Origin of the sequence: Acinetobacter sp. YH01022 (assembly GCF_013420235.1) — a bacterium.
Taxonomy (GTDB): Bacteria; Pseudomonadota; Gammaproteobacteria; order Pseudomonadales; family Moraxellaceae; genus Acinetobacter.
Genome location: NZ_VOYP01000010.1, coordinates 37,065 through 56,031 on the forward strand (window position 1 = coordinate 37,065; position 18,967 = coordinate 56,031).

Consider the following 18,967-nt stretch of genomic DNA (forward strand, 5'->3'; position numbering starts at 1 on the left):
TCCTGTCTCTCTTGATTTTACCCTCATCGTCAGAACAAAGGCACTGATAAAAGAAGTTCAATAATGGCTTTTCCACAATCCAACTTTAATAAAAAAATCATTTAAAAACATAAAATTAAAATAAAAAGCACATCATTGTTTTCAAATAAAAATTAACTTACAAATAAAAGAGATTTAATTTCTTAAAAACCTATATATATTAAGAATATTGGATAAAAATCATTTAATCCAGATGATAAGGAGCTGAATATGATCCTGCATAAAATAGAACAGATCGTTTACGCTTGGTTACCTTTATTCGACTCAACAAGACAAGGAAGACAAAACGCCCTTTCCGAAGTGCAGGCAGAATATACACAAGGCCAATATTACGAAAAATTAGCGCTTGAACATCATCAGACCTTTGAACGCCTGCATGCCTATCAACACACATCAGAAAACAATCCTGCCATTCAGGATAAACGCAATGCAGTCTGGAACTTTTTAAGTGCGGCATTAAAAGGTCATCGTGATTCTCAGTATAAACTGGGCCTGTGTTATTTGAATGGTGAATTGGGTCTAGATAAAAATTATACCCATGCTCAGGAATGGCTCGAAAAAGCCGCCAAACAAGGTCACCCGGAAGCAATAAAGACTTTAATGTATAGTTATTCGCAAATTGCATTTTAATCAAAAAACCAGCCCGAAGGCTGGTTTTTTTTCACATCAAAATCGGGAATTAAGCACCGATTTTACGATATTTTTGACGACGCGTTGCCAAGTCATCACCATCGCGCTTACGGCGATATTCTTCAAACTCGGTATAGTTACCAGTGAAGAACTCTGGTGTTTCATTTTCAAATGACAAGATGTGCGTTGCAATACGGTCGAGGAACCAACGGTCATGCGATACCACCATCACAGTACCTGGGAATACCAGAATTGCATCTTCCAGTGCACGTAAGGTTTCGATATCCAAGTCGTTCGATGGCTCATCCAGCAGAATCACGTTTGCGCCCATTTGCAGGATTTTCGCCAGTTGTAAACGGTTACGCTCACCACCCGATAAACTGCCTACACGTTTTTGCTGATCTTGACCTTTGAAGTTGAAGCGACCGATATACGCACGTGATGCGATTTCGTAATCACCAATCTTCAAGATATCCAGACCACCCGATACTTCTTCCCAAACGGTTTTGTTATCGTCCAAAGTATCACGGATCTGACCCACGTAAGCGACTTTAACTGACTCGCCCAGGGTTACCGTACCGGTATCGGGTTGCTGTTCACCAGTCATCATACGGAATAGAGTCGTTTTACCCGCACCGTTAGGACCGACAATACCGACAATCGCAGCTGGTGGTACTGTGAAAGACAAATCTTTATACAGTAATTTATCGCCAAACGATTTACTGATCCCTTCAACTTCTACAACCTTGTTACCTAGGCGTGGACCAGGTGGAATGTAGATTTCAGAGGTTTCATTACGCTGTTGGAATTCGCGTGAGTTAAGCTCTTCAAAACGCTCCATACGCGCTTTGTTTTTCTTTTGCTGCCCTTTAGCATTTGAACGAACCCATTCAAGTTCTTTTTTCAATGCCTTAGCAAAAGATTCTTCTTGTTTATTTTCCTGCTCTAAACGGGCATTTTTCTGCTCAAGCCAAGAAGAATAGTTACCTTGGTAAGGAATACCATGTCCACGGTCAAGCTCCAGAATCCACTCTGCAACGTTATCCAAGAAATAACGGTCATGTGTAATCGCAACAATTGTGCCAGGGAAATCTTTCAAGAAACGCTCTAACCAAGATACAGATTCTGCATCCAAATGGTTGGTCGGTTCATCAAGAAGTAACATGTCCGGCTTAGAAAGCAATAAACGGCACAGTGCAACACGACGACGTTCACCACCTGAAAGCAAGGTGACATCTGCATCCCAAGCTGGAAGGTTTAACGCAGCAGCAGCTTGATCCATTTGGTTGGTCAAGTTATGTGCATCCCAAGCGTGAATGATGGCTTCTAACTTTTCTTGCTCTTTTGCAAGTTTGTCGAAGTCAGCATCTTCCGCTGCATATTCAGCAAATACTTCATCCAGACGAGCCAAAGCATCCAATGGTTCACGTAAACCATCTTCAACGTTACCACGAACGTCTTTGTTAGGATCAAGTGGTGGTTCTTGCTCAAGGTAGCCGATTTTAATACCCGGTTGAGCACGGGCTTCACCTGAGAAATCTTTATCTACGCCAGCCATAATACGGAGCAAGGTCGATTTACCTGCACCGTTTAAACCAAGCACACCAATTTTTGCGCCTGGAAAGAATGATAAAGAGATGTCTTTTAAGATTTCGCGCTTAGGCGGAACCATCTTCGACACACGGTTCATCGTGTAAATATATTGGGCCACGTAGGACTCCTCTATAGAAAAAGCAACATTCGCACTCTACCCACAGCAGTATGCGAACAAATATTTGGCGGGCATTATACGATGAAAGTACAAAAAAAATAAGGCATAGCCTTCATCTTCAATAGAATGTTACAACTAATGGCGTGTTGGTTTTTTAAACACAATCGCAGATACTCAGTTTTATTGAATTGTGACTGAATAAAACCCATAGATATAAGAAAATTAGATATTCTTTTCTAGAATACGCACTTTTATTCATATCCACAGGTGATAGACTGATGGCATAACCCACCGAAACAATTAACTCACTTAGATGATGTAAACATGACTTATAAAGATGAAACTTTAGCGATTCACGCAGGGTACAGCCCAGAACCAACCACAAAAGCGGTCGCCGTACCCATTTATCAAACCACTTCTTATGCCTTTGACAATACTCAACATGGGGCTGATCTGTTCGATTTAAAGGTTCAGGGTAATATCTATACCCGGATTATGAACCCGACGACCGCTGTCTTAGAGCAACGTCTAGCTGCACTGGAAGGCGGGATTGGGGCTTTGGCTCTGGCCTCTGGGATGTCAGCGATTACCTATGCCATTCAGACCATTGCCGAAGCTGGTGACAATATTGCGTCGGTTTCAACGCTATATGGCGGTACATACAACCTGTTTGCCCATACTTTGCCTAAACAGGGCATTGAAGTTCGATTCTTTGATTACCAAAACCCTGAAGCCTTGCGTGGTTTAATTGACGAGAAAACCAAACTGGTGTTTGTCGAATCTATCGGCAACCCGCTCGGCAATATCATCGATCTGGAAGCCATCTCTAAAATTGCCCATGAATATGGTGTACCGGTGATTGTCGATAATACCGTTGCCACGCCTGCCCTGCTTAAACCTTTTGAATATGGTGCTGACATTGTCGTGCATTCACTGACCAAATATATTGGTGGTCACGGCAATTCAATCGGCGGTGCCATTGTTGATAGCGGTAAATTCCCTTGGGGCAAATATCCTGAACGTTTCAAAGTATTAAATACACCTGACCCAAGTTATCACGGGGTTAATTATGTCGAAGCCTTAGGTGCGGCTGCCTATATTGCCCGTGCGCGTGTGGTCCCTCTACGCAATACCGGTGCTGCCATTAGCCCCCTCAGTGTATTCCTGATCTTGCAAGGTCTGGAAACACTGAACCTTCGTATGGAGCGTCATACTGAAAATGCACAAAAGGTCGCGGAATATTTACAGCAGCATCCGAAAGTCAAATGGGTCAATTATGCTGGTTTAAAAGATCATCCTCAGCATGCGCTGGCACAAAAATACGTGAAAGGTAAACCTTCAGCAATTCTGTCTTTTGGTGTACAAGATGGCCGTGAAGGTGGAACACGTTTTATTGATGCCCTGCAACTCTTTACCCGTCTGGTCAATATTGGCGATGCCAAAAGCCTGGCCTGCCATCCTGCCACTACCACCCATCGTCAGCTCAACGAAGAAGAACTGAAGTCTGCAGGGGTGAGTATTGATATGGTCCGTTTATCTGTCGGTATTGAACATATTGATGATTTAATTGCAGATTTGGAACAGGCATTGGCACAAGTTTAAAGCTTTTGATTAGAATGCAATTTAGCCTTCTTTCTAAACGAAAGAAGGCTACTTTTATTTGAGTATAATTTTTTGATTATTTCTCTTTGCTTTGGTTTTAATTCATGGTAAAAATTAAATAACAGTTAAAACAATAATAGAGCAATTACTCTAATTATATTTGTAAATTCAATTACTTATTTGTAGATTTTTTCCCAACATTCGCTATTATAAATGGCTCGAGAATAGCTTAAATTTGCCAAATTTTGAGCGCTAGAATCAACTAAAAAAATAATCTAAATTTTTATTCTATTGAAACCAGGAAAATATTGTGAATTCTAAACTAGAGAAACTTTTTCAGAATCGAGTCAACGGCAAAGTTGTTTTAATTACTGGTGCATCTAGTGGTATTGGTTTAACCGCTGCACATAAACTCGCCGATGCCGGTGCACATGTTCTGTTGGTGGCTCGTACCAAAGAAACATTAGATCAAGTCAAACAAGAAATAGAAGCCAAGGGCGGCAAAGCATCTGTTTTCCCATGTGATTTAAATAACATGGAATCTATTGATGAGGTATCAAAAGAGATTTTAGCCTCTGTAGACCATATTGATATCCTGATCAACAATGCAGGACGCTCAATTCGTCGTGCAGTTCATGAATCGACCGACCGATTCCATGATTTTGAACGCACCATGCAGCTGAATTACTTTGGTGCAGTACGTTTAGTGATGAACATTCTGCCACAAATGATGATTCGCCGGGATGGCCATATCATCAATATCAGCTCGATAGGTGTCTTGGCCAATGCGACACGTTTTTCCGCTTATGTGGCTTCTAAAGCTGCACTGGATGCATTTAGCCGCTGTCTGTCTGCCGAAGTCCATTCGCATAAAATTGCCATTACTTCAGTTTATATGCCATTGGTTCGTACCCCGATGATTGCACCAACCAAAATCTATAAATACGTACCCACCCTGTCTCCGGAACAGGCAGCCGATTTAATTGCCTATGCGATCGTGAAACGCCCGAAAAAAGTTGCGACCCACTTAGGCCGTTTGGCTTCAATTACCTATTCTATTGCTCCAGACATTAACAATAAATTGATGTCAATTGGTTATAACCTGTTCCCAAGCTCTTCTGCTTCGGTAGGTCAACCACAGAAGCTGAATTGGGTTCAAAAAGCGTATGCACGTTTGTTCCCGGGTGAACATTGGTAAGATTGTGCAATACGAAAGCCAGTCACTTGATCTGCACCCCGAAAGTTGGATACTTCGTCTAATTTGGAGGGTGCTTTTCTATGGCTAAATATTCGCAAGAATTCAAACTTAAAGTTGTTCAATATTACTTATCAGGTTTTGGATCAAAAACAACAGGTCATAAATTTAATATAAATCCTAGTAGTGTTGAGGAATGGGTGAAATCCTATAATCAACATGGTGAGTCAGGACTGGATATTTTGAGAACGAAACCAGTTTTTTCGATCGAGTTCAAATATAAAGTAGTAAAAATAGCCTTAGATGAAGGTTTATCTATTAGAGAAACAGCTCAGCGGTTTAATATTAAAGAGAAAGAAACAGTTCGTAGGTGGTTATTCCTTTATCAGAAAGATGGTATAGATGGCCTGAAACCCAAGCCCAAAGGACCACTCAAAGGTATGTCAACACCCAAGTTAATTAAGAGTAAATACGCTCAAGAAGATCGTGATAAAACACAGGAACAGTTGCTTGAGGAGCTGGCATATCTACGTGCGGAGAATGCCTATTTAAAAAAGCGGAGAGCCTTGATTCAGAAGCAGAGAGAACAGGAAAAAGTCGAACTGCAACGATTGCAAGATTCGTGTCTGAATTAAGGCAAATCTATCCGCTAAGATACTTGATACGTGCCTCTAAAATAGCTCGAAGCACATATTTTTATCATGAAAAGCAATCCAGGCTTGACGATAAATACAGTAGCCTTAAGCATCAAATAAAGGTGATATATCATCAGCATAAAGGACGATATGGGTATCGCAGGATTACCCTTGCACTCAGGAACTTAGGTTTAACTATAAATCACAAGTGCGTCCAAAGGCTTATGCAGTCCATGCAGCTTAAATCACGTATCAGGGTTGTGAAATATCGTTCATATAAGGGACAGGTGGGTAAAATTGCAGACAATATATTGCAACGCCAATTTGAAGCAGATAAACCTAATCAAAAATGGGTTACAGATGTGACTGAATTTAAGGTGGGTAGTGAAAAGCTCTATCTATCACCTATTATGGATTTGTTTAATGGTGAAATTATTGCCTTTCAAACACAGCGCAGACCGCTGTTTGGATTGGTTAAAGATATGCTGAAAGAAGCTGTAAACAAGCTAAAACCAAGCGAAAAACCTATTGTCCACTCAGATCAGGGATGGCAGTACCAGATGGCGCATTACCAAAGACAATTATCGGAGAAAGGCTTAATTCAAAGTATGTCACGTAAAGGGAACTGCCTAGATAATGCATCTATGGAGAGTTTCTTTGGAATACTCAAATCTGAATGTTTCTATGGTAAAAAATTTAAAACAATTGATGATTTAGAGCAAACCGTGAAAGAATATATTCACTATTATAACCATGAACGAATCAAGGTTAAATTAAAAGGACTGAGTCCTGTAGAGTACAGGAGTCAGTCCTTAAAAGCTGCTTAATCAAACCGTCTAACTTTCTGGGGTCAGATCAACTAGACTGGCTTTTTTATGCTATAAACACCCATCATTTTTTGCTCTTAGATTTTTATGCGGATTGCTGCTCTCATTTTCCAATATAGCTGTTTTGCCTTTGCTCTTTTTCTTTGCTATCAAGTCGGTACTTCTCTATACCTGCAAGATTATAAATTGATGGATATCGTCAGCGATATCGGTACTATTTTAATTTGTATCGATTTAGGCGTATTCCTACATTTCAATAAGTCTCTGGCATCACTAAAAATGAAAAACGCTTCTCAGCAGCCTGCTATTCGGGTTTCAACGATAGAAAAAATCACGCGTAAGTTGGGTCATTTGGGTATTATTCTGATTATCTGTAGCTGGATTGTGCCAATCATTAATTCATAAAGATCAAATAAAAAAACCTCCCAATTGGGAGGTTTTCTTTGAACCATCAAAGATTATTTCGAACCTTTAATCCCGGCTTGAAGTAATAATGCACCCAAACCACCAATTTTATTTTCTTGTGGTTTAGCCGCTTGAGGTTTCTTGCCTTGTGGGCGGTCGCCTTGCGGACGTGAATGCTGTGGACGTTTAGCTTGAGGCTTACGTTCAGCACGTTGTTCATTCTGAGCATTGTCACGGCGTGGCTGACGTGGTGCTTTAGCCGGAGCTTCTGAACCTTCAGGACGCATCGACAGGTTCACACGGTTACGTTCAGCATCGACAGTTAATACACGTACTTGTACGATCTGACCCGGTTTCACCACTTTGTGCGGATCGGATACAAACTCGTTCGCCAGTTCAGAAATATGCACTAAACCGTCTTGATGTACGCCCACATCCACAAATGCACCGAAGTTGGTGACATTAGTAATCACACCTTCCAGCTGCATGCCTTCAGTCAATTGTGACACTTCAGTAATGTCATCACGGAACTTGGCAGTACGGAATTCCGGACGTGGATCACGGCCCGGTTTTTCCAGTTCAGCCAATACATCTTGAATGGTTGGTAAACCGAATTGCTCATCAGCAAATTCTTCGGCATTCACCTGGCGAATGATTTCAGAATTACCAATAATATCTTTTACCGTAGTGGCTTTTGCTGCAACAATTTTTTCTACCAAGCCATAAGACTCAGGGTGTACGGCAGATGCATCCAGTGGTTCAGAGCCATCTTGAATACGCAAGAAACCTGCCGCCTGTTCAAAGGTACGCTCGCCTAAACGTGGTACATTTTTGAGTGCCTGACGGTTATCAAAACGGCCATTTTCTTTACGGAAATCAACAATTTGTTGGGCAATCGATTTGTTTAAACCTGCGATATAACCCAAAATTGCTGAAGATGCTATATTGACATCTACACCGACCGAGTTCACACAGTCTTCAACAACTGCTTCTAATGTTTTCGCCAAACCGGCCTGGTTTACGTCGTGTTGGTATTGACCCACACCAATCGCTTTCGGATCAATCTTCACCAGTTCCGCGAGTGGATCTTGTAAACGACGTGCAATAGATACAGCGCCACGAATTGAAACATCGAGTTCTGGAAGTTCTTGTGAAGCCAGTTCAGATGCCGAATAAACCGATGCGCCTGCTTCACTGACGGAAACCCGGGTCAATTTCAGGTCGCTATTGGCCGCCATCATTTCAGCCACAACAGCTTCAGTTTCACGGCTTGCAGTACCGTTACCAATGGCAATCAGGTCAACATTGAATTCACGGCATAGACGGGCAAGTTCTGCAATTGAACCTGCTTTATCTTCTTTTGGTGCAAACGGATAAATGGTGCTATGCGCAACCACATCGCCGGACTGATTCACCACAGCCAGCTTCACGCCGGTACGAATGCCAGGGTCTACACCTAAGGTACAACGTGCACCGGCAGGAGCAGAAAGCAATAAATGACGCAGGTTTTCAGCAAAGACTTCCATCGCCTCTGCTTCAGCAGCCAAGCGTTTTTCAGTCAATAATGAATGTTCGATTTGTGGACGGACTTTGCCTAACCAGAACAGTTTTGCAGTTTGCTTCAAGTAATCCTGACGGCTTTGCGGTTGCACTGTTTCCAGGTTGTATTCAGTTTCAATGCGAGCAAGTGGGGCATCATCTTCACCATCCACTTTTAAGCCCAGGACATTTTCCTGACGGCCACGCAGCATGGCCAATAAACGATGTGAAGGTACTTTGTTTAAGTTTTCAGAAAAATCGAAGTAATCGCGGAATTTTTTACCGACTTCTTTTTTCTCTTCACTGGCGACCAGACTTTTCAATACAGCTGTTTTGGCAAATGTCGCTTTAAGTTCAGTGGTTAAAGCAATATTTTGTGCCCAGTCATCAATCAGAATGTGCTGGATCGCATCCAACTGGCTTTCCACATCCGGATAATCTTCATGGCTAAAGCCAGCGAGTGCTTCCGCAGGATCAACTTGCTCGCTGAAGATTTTTTCAGCAATTGGCCCGAGGCCCGCTTCTTTGGCTTTAAATGATTTGCTGGTACGTTTTGGACGGTACGGTGCATAAAGTTCTTCTAAAGCATTCTTGGTTTCAGCAGCATTTACACGTGCCAACAAATCGTCTGACAATTTATTTTGTTCTTTCAACGATTCAATTACTTTTTCACGGCGTTCAAATAAATCACGTAAATACGATAAACGGGTGTCGAGTTGGCGTAACTGGATATCGTCCAAGCCTTGGGTTACTTCTTTACGGTAACGTGCGATAAATGGAACGCTTGCACCTTCATCAATCAGCTTGATGGCAGCTTCTACTTGATTTGGACGTACGGCAATTTCTTTTGCCAACTGCTGAACTAAGTCAGTCATCGTGTTTGATCCCACAAGGATAAGTACTAAATGGCATGATTATAAAGACCAAGACTATAAAATCCACAACTGTTTTGATTAAATTTATCAGTGGTCAGTATTGCCAATTCACAGTTTTTTTAGAATTTGCGACAAAATTAGGTGATAAGTAGATTTTAACTCTACATATTCAGCAGGATAAGCGATAATTTAGATGTATATATTTGGTATCTATGTCTTGATTTTATCTGCAATATTTGTTGCTTTAGAGCATAGTAAACAGATACAAATGAATCGTATACTCAAGATCATCCAAACTTTTGTTTACGATGACAATAAAGATAAAGGAGCACATCATGAGTTTAGTGGTACCTGCTGAAAAAACAGATCCAGTACAAAGCGACCCTGATCGCGTCGAGCGCATTCTCGTTGTGGATGATGATGTGCGTTTACGTACGTTGTTACAGCGTTTTCTAGAAGATAAAGGTTTTGTGGTCAAAACTGCTCACGATGCAACGCAAATGGATCGTTTATTGCAGCGCGAACTTTTCTCCCTGATCGTGCTCGATTTTATGCTTCCTGTTGAAGATGGTTTAAGTATTTGTCGCCGTTTACGCCAATCCAATATCGATACGCCGATTATCATGCTGACCGCCCGTGGCAGCGATTCTGACCGTATTGCCGGCTTGGAAGCAGGTGCTGATGATTACCTGCCTAAACCGTTTAACCCAAATGAGCTGCTCGCACGTATCCGTGCTGTATTGCGCCGCCAGGTTCGTGAAGTCCCGGGTGCACCAAGCCAGCAAATGGAAGTCGTGAGCTTCGGCCCTTGGTCACTGGATTTGTCGACCCGCACCCTGACCCGTGAAGGCCAGGTGGTAACGCTGACCACGGGCGAATTTGCAGTACTGAAAGCACTGGTACAACATCCACGTGAACCCTTAACCCGTGACAAGTTGATGAATTTGGCACGTGGCCGTGAATGGGGTGCGATGGAACGTTCGATTGATGTTCAGGTATCACGTTTACGTCGTCTGGTGGAAGAAAACCCTGCCCGTGCGCGTTATATTCAAACGGTTTGGGGCGTAGGCTATGTCTTTGTTCCAGATGGTGCGGAATAAAAATGCTCAACGCGGATAATTCTTCGCAATATTAATTGTCCCTAAAAGCCATTCGCTGCTGTTTGAGCTCGCCCTTTTTTAAAAACTCGCATGCAAATGCGCGAGTTCAGCGAATGGCAAAGTTTTTTGGTTACTTTTTTCAAAAAAAGTAACATAACAAGCTCCTTCCATCGAAAGTACAGGCAGTAAGATTCCACCGCGAATATTATTACTGTTCAATTTAAAAAAATACCTACAGGAAGCTGGCGTGAAACTTGAACCCATCGACCCGCAAAAATTTACTGATTACGAAGCTTATTCAGAAAAGAAGCGAACCCGCTGGGAACGCTTTCTGGATAAGATTAAGCCGCGTTCTGCTGCAATGCGTACCACCGTGCTGGTGTTATTCGTTGTATTTTTCAGTTTATTTATGTCGTTGTGGTTCTTTTGGCGTACGCTTTACCTTCCTGAAATTCAGCAGCATGCCCGCTATTTAGGGGTCGAGCTGGAAATTCTAAACAATCCTGACTTACGCATTTTTCATAATAATGCCGAAGTGGATGCCGATTTATGGCTCAAAAATCGGGTCGGTATTGAATATATTACCAATCCCGCAGAATATCCCCGTGTAAGAGACAAGGTGATTGCCGAATTTTTTACCAATCAAATAGAAAAAAAGCTGGCGAAAGAACTGAAAGTTGAAAATGTAACGGTTTATTTCCAGTTTAAACCCAGTCCCAGTATCTGGATTCAGACTCCAGAAATGAATGGAAATTGGGTCCGTGAACCTTTAAAAACCTATGCCAACTATAGTCCCGAACTGATCTATGGCTGGTTAGTTGGTATTCCACTGATTGCTGCTGCCATCATTTTGACTCTAGTTCGCCAGTTAAACCGCCCGCTTCGCCGTTTGCAGGATGCAGCTAACAACTATAGCAAAACCGGCTCAGCACCCTATCTGGAAACCAATCATGGGCCACAAGAGATTCGTGAAGTCAATCAGGCCTTCAATCATATGATTTATACGCTGGAGCAGACTGAACGTGACCGCCGTATTATGCTGGCGGGGATTTCACACGACTTGCGTACTCCGCTAACCCGTATCCGCTTAAGTGCAGAAATGATGCCCGATGATGACTTTTTGAAAGAAGGCTTCATTTATGATGTCGAAGATATGGATGCCATCCTGAACCAGTTCATCTCCTACATGCGTGATGGCTCTGATGAAGAACTTCAGGACACCGATATTAATATGCTGTTACAGGAACTGGTCATTCAGTTCAAGCCGCTGGACGTGCGTTTTGAAGCTGAGGAAGTTCCAATTATTCAGGCACGTAGCCAGTCTTTAAAGCGCCTGATTGGTAATCTGATTAACAATTCCAAACGCTATGGCGCCGAACCGATCGAGTTATCTGCCAAAGTGGAAAACAATCACCTGCTGATTCGTGTCGCCGACCATGGCGAAGGTATTCCTGAAGACCAGATTGAAGATTTGATGCAACCTTTCGTGCGCGGCAATGAAGCCCGGACCATTCAGGGCAGTGGTTTAGGTTTGGCCATCGTAAAACGTATTGTTGATCTTCATCAAGGGCAGCTTACCATTCAAAATCGCCCGCAAGGCGGTTTGGAAGCACTGATTTCTTTACCTCTACTGCATGATGAAGTTGAGGAAAATATCCCGCAAGGCACTTTAGAAAAAATTAAACAAACGATTACGGGACACTTTTAAGCTTTGATCAATTAATCAACAAACAGTTTTGTTTAATGATTACCCCCCTGGTTTTTACACTATTAAAATCAAGGCATTAAAAACCATAAAAATTCGTTATACCCACATTTTTTCAAAAAATTAGACCTTAGCCTAACAGGCATGCACAATTTGTTTTTTGGACGGTACAATCCGTCTAGTTTTGAACAAGAATTGAGCGTAGACCATGTCTTTAGATCGTATTCGTTTAGCGTCACTTCATGACAAAGTCATGAGCGCAGAACAAGCTGCTACTTTTATCCAAGATGGTATGACTGTAGGTATGAGTGGATTTACTCGTGCAGGTGAAGCAAAAGCTGTTCCCCTGGCACTGGTAAAACAGGCTCAAACAAATCCTTTGAAAATTACTTTAATTACAGGCGCAAGTCTTGGTAACGATTTAGATAAACAGTTAACTGAAGCTGGTGTACTTGCTCGCCGTTTACCGTTCCAGGTGGATAATACGTTACGTAAAGCCATTAACAAAGGCGAAGTGATGTTCATCGATCAGCATTTGTCTGAAACTGTTGAACAAATGCGTAACCAGCAACTTAAAAAGCCAGATGTGGCAGTGATTGAAGCTGTTGCCATTACTGAAGATGGCGGCATCATTCCAACTACATCTGTGGGTAACTCTGCTAGCTTTGCTATTTTCGCTGAAAAAGTGATTGTAGAAATCAACACCAACTTAAGCCCTGCTTTTGAAGGTTTACACGACATCTACATCCCAACATATCGTCCAACACGTCAACCTATTCCGTTGACTAAAGTGGATGAGCGTATTGGTACAACAGCCATCAATATCGATCCTGCAAAAATTGTCGGTATCGTATTCAACAGCGAATACCACGATTCTCCATCTACCGTGACTGCACCGGATGATGAAACTCAAGGCATTGCGAACCACTTGATCGCATTCTTTGAAAAAGAAGTGGCTGAAGGCCGTCTTCCTTCTAATCTTGGTCCATTACAGGCAGGTATCGGTTCGATTGCCAACGCAGTATTGACCGGTTTGAAAGATTCGAACTTCGAAGACTTGATCATGTACTCAGAAGTACTTCAAGACTGTACCTTCGAATTGATTGATGCTGGCAAAATGAAATTTGCTTCAGGTTCTTCAATTACGCTTTCTGCTAAATATGGCGAAAAAGTATTTAACAACCTTGAGCAATACAAAGACAAACTTGTGCTTCGTCCACAAGAAATTTCGAACCACCCTGAACTGGTTCGTCGTCTCGGTATTATCGGTATCAACACTGCATTAGAGTTCGATATTTACGGTAACGTAAACTCAACTCACGTATGCGGTACCAAAATGATGAACGGTATTGGTGGTTCTGGTGACTTCGCACGTAATGCCCACTTGGCAATTTTCGTGACTAAGTCTATCGCTAAAGGCGGTGACATTTCTTCTGTGGTGCCATTTGCTTCTCACGTTGACCATGCTGAACACGACGTAGACATTCTGGTAACTGAACAGGGTCTTGCTGACTTACGTGGTTTAGCACCTCGTGAACGTGCGCGTGTGATTATCGACAACTGTGCTCACCCGATGTACCGTGATGCTCTAAACAATTACTTTGATCGTGCATGTGCTAAAGGTGGTCAAACTCCACACATTCTTCGTGAAGCGCTGTCTTGGCATTCAAACTTCGAAGAAACCGGCCATATGCTTGCTGCTCAGGCTGAAGAGAAAAGTGCTTAATCGCCTCACTCAATAGTATCAAAAAGCGTACTTCGGTACGCTTTTTTATTTTAAACTGCTGCTTTAGCTGACATCCCCCAATCGAAACTCAAAATCTATAAACGCTGCTCAACCGCCTGACGGTTTTGCTTTTTAATTTTTTCTATTTCTGCATTTAACTGCAGAATCTGCTTATACAAATCATTAAACTGCTTGAGGGGCTGATCCTGATAAAACATAAAGGTCTTGTTCTTTTTCTCCCATTGATTATTTTTAAGAATCTGGAATAAGGCATCCGCCTTATCTAGAACCTGTAGCTCCAGAGCAAATAGCGCATGGGTCTGATCACTATCCCGGCTTTCACGCAAGCTATCGGTGAGCTGATGCCTGAGATGTGATTTAATCGATAATTGTTTAGCTCGGGCTAAGGTATTTTGTTCACGCTGTAGGGTTTGTTGCTGATAGCGCTTCGCGAGCAGATGTGCTTGCTGCAACATCTGCTCGGTTTCTACATATTTCTGCTCGCGGTCTTGGTCTAAACGGTCGATATTTAAAAACTGATCCCAGTGAATCGCTTTCAGCTCGCGCAAATACTGATTTCTTGCTTCAGCATTTTGAATCATTTCACTCAACACAAAATCTGCCATCACTTTATAATCGCCCTGCAGACGATTATCTGAAACATTGATCTGGATTGGCTTAGACCAGTCTTGGGCCTGCTGATAAATGAGTTCGGCTTTTTCATACAATACCGTTTGGTAGCTGTGCAGTTGGCTGAGTTCCTTTTGCTGGACCGAATATTGATACAACATCCAGCCAAATACGCTGCATGTTGCCAATGCCAAGATGAGAAAAATTCTGGGCATACCAGACTCCCCTATACCGCCTTTTTCACATCATAACTTGATTCAGCCTTAAATCGTTCATTTATCAAACAATAAGGACACAAAGTATGCAGGACAGCAAATGAGTTAAAATCAAGTCCATATGTCTTGTTTAAGAAAATGGCTAATTGAAGATTAAACCGCATAGCTAAAAAAGCCCGATGAAAAGGGCTTTTATCGCAACTTTTGAAAGCCTCAGGTTAGAACTTATAACCATAAGCCAAGCCTAAAATGTTCTGACTCATTGTCAAATTCGCTTCACCACCACCAAAGTTTGCAGGAATGGACTCACTGCCCTTTACTTCTTTTTCTAAAGCATGGGTATATGCAATGCTGAGCTCTTGATGAGCATCTACATTCCAGGTTGCACCTACGCTCAAATGATCTTGCACGACCCCGGGTGCCAAGATATTCAAGAAGGTTTGATCCGCCGAAATGGGCTGGTCGTTATGACTATACCCGGCACGTAAAGTTAATTTTGGATGAGCCTGATAGCTTGCTGCAACTTTATACACGTTAATGTCATTCCAGCCAAAGCCTGGACCTTGATCCGACCCAAAGGCATGCCCCTGGAATAGCGGATTAATCGCATGTCCAACCGAACCGACATCTGAATAGTTAATACGTTCCACATCGGCAGCCACGTTCAACTTTGCTGTCAGCTGATAGGCTGCACCAATACCGTAACTTTCAGGTACATCAAAATCACCTTGTTGTGCAAATAAGCCACTGTATTGATCAAAACGGTCTGCATCAATTTTAGAACTATAATTTGCACCTAGAGTTAAACGCTCATCAAAGAACTTCCCAGCCCAACCGACACGTACGCCAACGCCTGTAGCGGAGTCTTTACCCTTATTACTGAGCTTATTGCCATCGACAGAAAGACCCGCAAAACCGCTAATACCTTTGGCTTCAAAACGTTGATACAAGATATTGGTCGCAACCCCAATCGATTGATTTTTCGCATATTGCCAAGAGACAGCAGGAGAAATAAACACCTGTGACAAATCCACACCCGCACTGCCTTGATTTCCAAATGCAGCAAATGGATTTTGCTTATAGCCGGTATTCATACCGCCATTGCCATAAATAGCGATCCCCAAATTAACTTGATTATTCACTTGATGGTTATAGGCAAGTTCAGGAAGTACAAAATACTTTCGACCATTGCCATCATAATGACCATTGGCACCAGGTACAGCATTCCCCACTATTTCTGCTGAGCGATCAGGAGCAAAAAGTGTAGCGCCAATATCGATTCTTGAGCCCACCCAACTCAACCCTGCCGGGTTATTTGCAATGGTCAATGCATCTTGAAAATGTGCAACAGAGGCTCCAGCATTCCCTTGAGCCTTAATGCCATAACCATGCATAAAATATCCAGTTGTTGCAAATACAGGAGTACTGATCAATGGCAATAAAGCAGCTAAAAAACGGGGAGAAGTGTGAATATTCATGCTAACAATTGATTAAATAATAATATATTTTTTAATAATATTGTTTATAGTAATGCTTGTAATCTAATTAAAATGGAATTGCTTATTCGATTTTTTCATAAGAACCCCGCTTCTTTAAGTTTCAATCTATCCTTAAACCTATATGTTTTATACCATTTGATAAATTCATGATTTTTCATTTTTAGATGCTTTAAATTTTAATCTCTATCCCCATCAATAGAAGCAAGAAAAGATAAGAGAACTCTCATGCGCGTAGATATTTGGTCAGATGTAGTTTGCCCATTTTGTTATATTGGTAAAAAACGTCTGGAAGCTGCTGCTGAACAGGCAGGTTTAGAACTTGAAGTTCATTGGCATAGTTATGAACTTGACCGGGAAGCACCTGTTCGCCAAGAAGTATCCAACTCTGAACGTCTGGCGCAAAAATACGGCCGTACTCTGACTGAAGTTGAAGAAATGCAGCGCAATATTGCCGCAATGGCTGCAGAAGAAGGTATTCAGTTCAATTGGGAAAATGCCAATTCAGGCAACACCTTCAATGCTCACCGTATTATTCATTTGGCACAAAGCAAAGGCTTGGGTTCCGAAGCCAAAGAAGCCTTTTTCTATAGTTATATGACCCAAGGTTTAGCCATTGGTGAACGTGAAACCCTGGAAGATGTTGCAGCCCGTATTGGCTTAAATCCGGTTGAAGTAGATGATGTGCTCAATTCAGACGAATTTGCAGATTTTGTCAAATTTGATGAAGAAGTAGCACGTGATCAGCTCAAAGTGACCGGGGTACCCTTCTTTGTCTTTGATCAACGGATCGCACTCGCGGGTGCACAGCCACGTGAAGTATTTTTACAGGTGATGAAAAAAGCCCTTGAAGCACCTCAACAAGACAACATAGTTGCTGAAGATAGCGCAATCTGTAAAGAAGATCAGTGTGATGTTCCGGAAAAATAAGCTGAAGTCTTAACTACAGCAAGTCAATAAAAAATCCCCAGTCCTTGGGGATTTTTTATTTTAAGATTCATTGATCTATTCAATTCAGTCAACCAAGAAGCTAATTTTTAAATTCACCCGATATTCTGTAATTTTATTATCCTTAATCACCACTTTTTGTTCATTTATCCATGCACCCTGCACATTTTTCACTGTTTCGATCACTTTATCTATGCCACTTTGAATAGCATCTTCAAAACTTTTATTACTGCTTGAATTCACTTCAACCACTTTTGCGATAGCCATTGTTTTTACCTCAGGTTTTATTATTTTGAGTCCAGATCATAGGACATTTTCTAAACAAAAAAGTGAGTTTTAACATTACAGCGCAAAAACTTACAGCCGGGTCACAATACCCTTATTTGCTTTGAACCTCTTACAAAAGACAACTTATCTATACAAGGTTTGGACACAATTAAAAGCACAATTCGCTAGGCTAATATGCGGAATATCTGAGTTCCTAATCATGAAATTTATAGAGGTAAATATGAACACTGAAATACAAGATCCGATGATTGATACCAGTCCAAAACAAAGCACATCTGCAAAATCTCCTTTTTCACCCACGCTCAAAGGTGTACTGATTGGCGCAGTGGCTGGTAGTGTATTACCCGTTTTCGGTACGTTTAGTGGTGCCATTATTGGAGGTGTGGCGGGAAAAGTTTACGAAAAAAAATACCAAAATAAATGCCATGCAAAATAATTTTTATATATTTTCAAAGCAGTTAAGACAGATTGTTAACAGACAGTCTGTCTTAGAGCAAAAACTCTAAATATATGATTTATATAATATTTTAAACTCACCGTTCATCTTTTTTTGCTCTCACCTCCTTACTTGATTCAATCACTTCTTGATATCATTCACATGAAATTTATTTTTATTTCTCTCCTTGCCTGCTTCATTTTTGAATGAAGCAGACATCCTTTCACTAAAGGAAAATGATGATGAACCTGATTAAATCTCTTATCGCTGTTGCTATTGTGGCTTGCTCTGCTAACCTTTCTGCTCAAATTGTTTATACCCCAGATTTTCCTGTCAGCAAAGCAACAGAAACCGTGAATGCTGAACAAAAAGCACCTGTTGCTAAAACTGAGATACAGAGTGTGACTGCATCTAAAACAGCTGCCTAATCTAAAAATCCATAAAAAAAACCAGACAAAACAAATGTGGTCTGGTTTTTTTATCAGCATAAATTGGCATTTTGTTCACCAGCTTATGTTCGATCAGAACATCGTTTTAATCTGTCATTTCATTACTTTCTTTTTATCCATTTCTTTGCAAAATAACAGGACAGCTAAAGCCTGATCAGCAGATTTCTGCTCTCTCCTGCCAAAAAATTGCTTATTTTTTATTTAAAATTTACATTTTTTGCAAATTATGTCTATAAATACTCAAAAACTGACATTTTTTTTCATGCTTTTTTTTACTAAATACATATAATCAAAACAATTAAATAAATAATTCACTCAAGAAGAAGTGTGTATATGCAAGAACTTCAAGCACTGATTCAAGGCAAGATTTCTCCGCAAACGATCAAAACCGATCAGTTGATCATGCTTGCTGAGCATTACTCCCAGCCCACGTCTGCAGAATATAAGTTACTTGAACTCGCGATTAATATCGTATTGGCAAGTTATCTAGAAAAAGCGCAAAAGCATCTCTAGAGG

The 18,967-nt window shown here is 41.4% G+C and carries 17 protein-coding genes; 12 read left to right on the forward strand and 5 right to left on the reverse strand.

Annotated elements, in window-relative coordinates; translation table 11 throughout:
- Positions 1-249 precede the first annotated feature (249 nt).
- Positions 250-669 carry a tetratricopeptide repeat protein gene (locus FTT87_RS05195; RefSeq protein WP_180174530.1) on the forward strand — a complete coding sequence of 140 codons (420 nt, stop codon included), beginning with the start codon at positions 250-252 and terminating at the stop codon, positions 667-669.
- A gap of 49 nt (positions 670-718) precedes the next feature.
- On the opposite strand, the gene ettA is transcribed toward FTT87_RS05195, so the two are convergent.
- Positions 719-2,380 (reverse strand): energy-dependent translational throttle protein EttA, encoded by a 1,662-nt coding sequence (gene ettA, locus FTT87_RS05200; RefSeq protein WP_086197224.1) that lies wholly within the window; start codon positions 2,378-2,380, stop codon positions 719-721.
- A gap of 324 nt (positions 2,381-2,704) precedes the next feature.
- Between ettA and FTT87_RS05205 the strand changes: the two genes are divergently transcribed.
- The 4 genes from FTT87_RS05205 (at position 2,705) to FTT87_RS05220 (ending at position 7,044) form a co-directional block, all read left to right on the forward strand.
- Positions 2,705-3,982, forward strand: coding sequence for an O-acetylhomoserine aminocarboxypropyltransferase/cysteine synthase family protein (locus tag FTT87_RS05205; protein WP_086197225.1), 1,278 nt, complete (start codon positions 2,705-2,707; stop codon positions 3,980-3,982).
- 310 nt (positions 3,983-4,292) lie between these two features.
- A complete protein-coding gene (locus tag FTT87_RS05210) occupies positions 4,293-5,180 on the forward strand; it encodes an SDR family NAD(P)-dependent oxidoreductase (protein WP_086197226.1) in 888 nt (295 codons plus the stop codon).
- A gap of 80 nt (positions 5,181-5,260) precedes the next feature.
- A protein-coding gene (locus FTT87_RS05215) for an IS3 family transposase (RefSeq protein WP_373423498.1) occupies positions 5,261-6,639 on the forward strand; the annotation gives its coding sequence in 2 pieces (ribosomal slippage) (positions 5,261-5,767 and positions 5,770-6,639; 1,377 coding nt in all).
- Positions 6,640-6,726: 87 nt separating this feature from the next.
- Complete coding sequence (locus tag FTT87_RS05220; RefSeq protein WP_180174531.1) at positions 6,727-7,044, forward strand: hypothetical protein; 318 nt, start codon at positions 6,727-6,729, stop codon at positions 7,042-7,044.
- Between the two features lie 53 nt (positions 7,045-7,097).
- Here the strand turns inward: FTT87_RS05220 and FTT87_RS05225 are convergent, their stop codons facing one another.
- Positions 7,098-9,458 (reverse strand): Tex family protein, encoded by a 2,361-nt coding sequence (locus FTT87_RS05225; RefSeq protein WP_180174532.1) that lies wholly within the window; start codon positions 9,456-9,458, stop codon positions 7,098-7,100.
- Between the two features lie 335 nt (positions 9,459-9,793).
- On the opposite strand from FTT87_RS05225, the gene ompR reads away from it, so the two are divergent.
- The 3 genes from ompR to FTT87_RS05240 all read left to right on the forward strand — a co-directional run bounded on the left by ompR (position 9,794) and on the right by FTT87_RS05240 (position 13,989).
- Positions 9,794-10,558: a two-component system response regulator OmpR gene (gene ompR / locus FTT87_RS05230; RefSeq protein ID WP_086197229.1), complete on the forward strand. Its 765-nt coding sequence runs from the start codon at positions 9,794-9,796 to the stop codon at positions 10,556-10,558.
- A gap of 247 nt (positions 10,559-10,805) precedes the next feature.
- Positions 10,806-12,266 (forward strand): ATP-binding protein, encoded by a 1,461-nt coding sequence (locus tag FTT87_RS05235; protein WP_086197230.1) that lies wholly within the window; start codon positions 10,806-10,808, stop codon positions 12,264-12,266.
- A 205-nt stretch (positions 12,267-12,471) separates the two neighbouring features.
- Positions 12,472-13,989, forward strand: a complete 1,518-nt coding sequence (locus tag FTT87_RS05240; RefSeq protein WP_086197231.1) for an acetyl-CoA hydrolase/transferase family protein — start codon at positions 12,472-12,474, stop codon at positions 13,987-13,989.
- Positions 13,990-14,084: 95 nt separating this feature from the next.
- On the opposite strand, the gene FTT87_RS05245 is transcribed toward FTT87_RS05240, so the two are convergent.
- Together FTT87_RS05245 and FTT87_RS05250 are read right to left on the reverse strand one after the other, a co-directional pair.
- Positions 14,085-14,834, reverse strand: a complete 750-nt coding sequence (locus FTT87_RS05245; protein WP_086197232.1) for a hypothetical protein — start codon at positions 14,832-14,834, stop codon at positions 14,085-14,087.
- A 218-nt stretch (positions 14,835-15,052) separates the two neighbouring features.
- On the reverse strand, positions 15,053-16,312 hold the full coding sequence (locus FTT87_RS05250) for an OmpP1/FadL family transporter (protein WP_180082273.1): 1,260 nt from the start codon (positions 16,310-16,312) through the stop codon (positions 15,053-15,055).
- A gap of 246 nt (positions 16,313-16,558) precedes the next feature.
- Here FTT87_RS05250 and FTT87_RS05255 point away from each other — a divergent pair, with 246 nt between their 5' ends.
- The gene (locus FTT87_RS05255; protein ID WP_180082274.1) at positions 16,559-17,260 is read left to right on the forward strand and encodes a DsbA family oxidoreductase; all 702 of its coding nucleotides are present in this window, start codon (positions 16,559-16,561) and stop codon (positions 17,258-17,260) included.
- Positions 17,261-17,344: 84 nt separating this feature from the next.
- Here FTT87_RS05255 and FTT87_RS05260 read toward each other — a convergent pair whose 3' ends face one another.
- Positions 17,345-17,545: a dodecin family protein gene (locus tag FTT87_RS05260; RefSeq protein WP_180082275.1), complete on the reverse strand. Its 201-nt coding sequence runs from the start codon at positions 17,543-17,545 to the stop codon at positions 17,345-17,347.
- Between the two features lie 241 nt (positions 17,546-17,786).
- Here FTT87_RS05260 and FTT87_RS05265 point away from each other — a divergent pair, with 241 nt between their 5' ends.
- The 3 genes from FTT87_RS05265 (at position 17,787) to FTT87_RS05275 (ending at position 18,964) form a co-directional block, all read left to right on the forward strand.
- Complete coding sequence (locus FTT87_RS05265) at positions 17,787-18,002, forward strand: hypothetical protein (RefSeq protein ID WP_180082276.1); 216 nt, start codon at positions 17,787-17,789, stop codon at positions 18,000-18,002.
- Positions 18,003-18,244: 242 nt separating this feature from the next.
- Complete coding sequence (locus FTT87_RS05270) at positions 18,245-18,430, forward strand: hypothetical protein (protein ID WP_180082277.1); 186 nt, start codon at positions 18,245-18,247, stop codon at positions 18,428-18,430.
- A gap of 354 nt (positions 18,431-18,784) precedes the next feature.
- Positions 18,785-18,964 (forward strand): hypothetical protein, encoded by a 180-nt coding sequence (locus FTT87_RS05275; RefSeq protein WP_180082278.1) that lies wholly within the window; start codon positions 18,785-18,787, stop codon positions 18,962-18,964.
- The last annotated feature ends 3 nt before the right edge of the window (positions 18,965-18,967 follow it).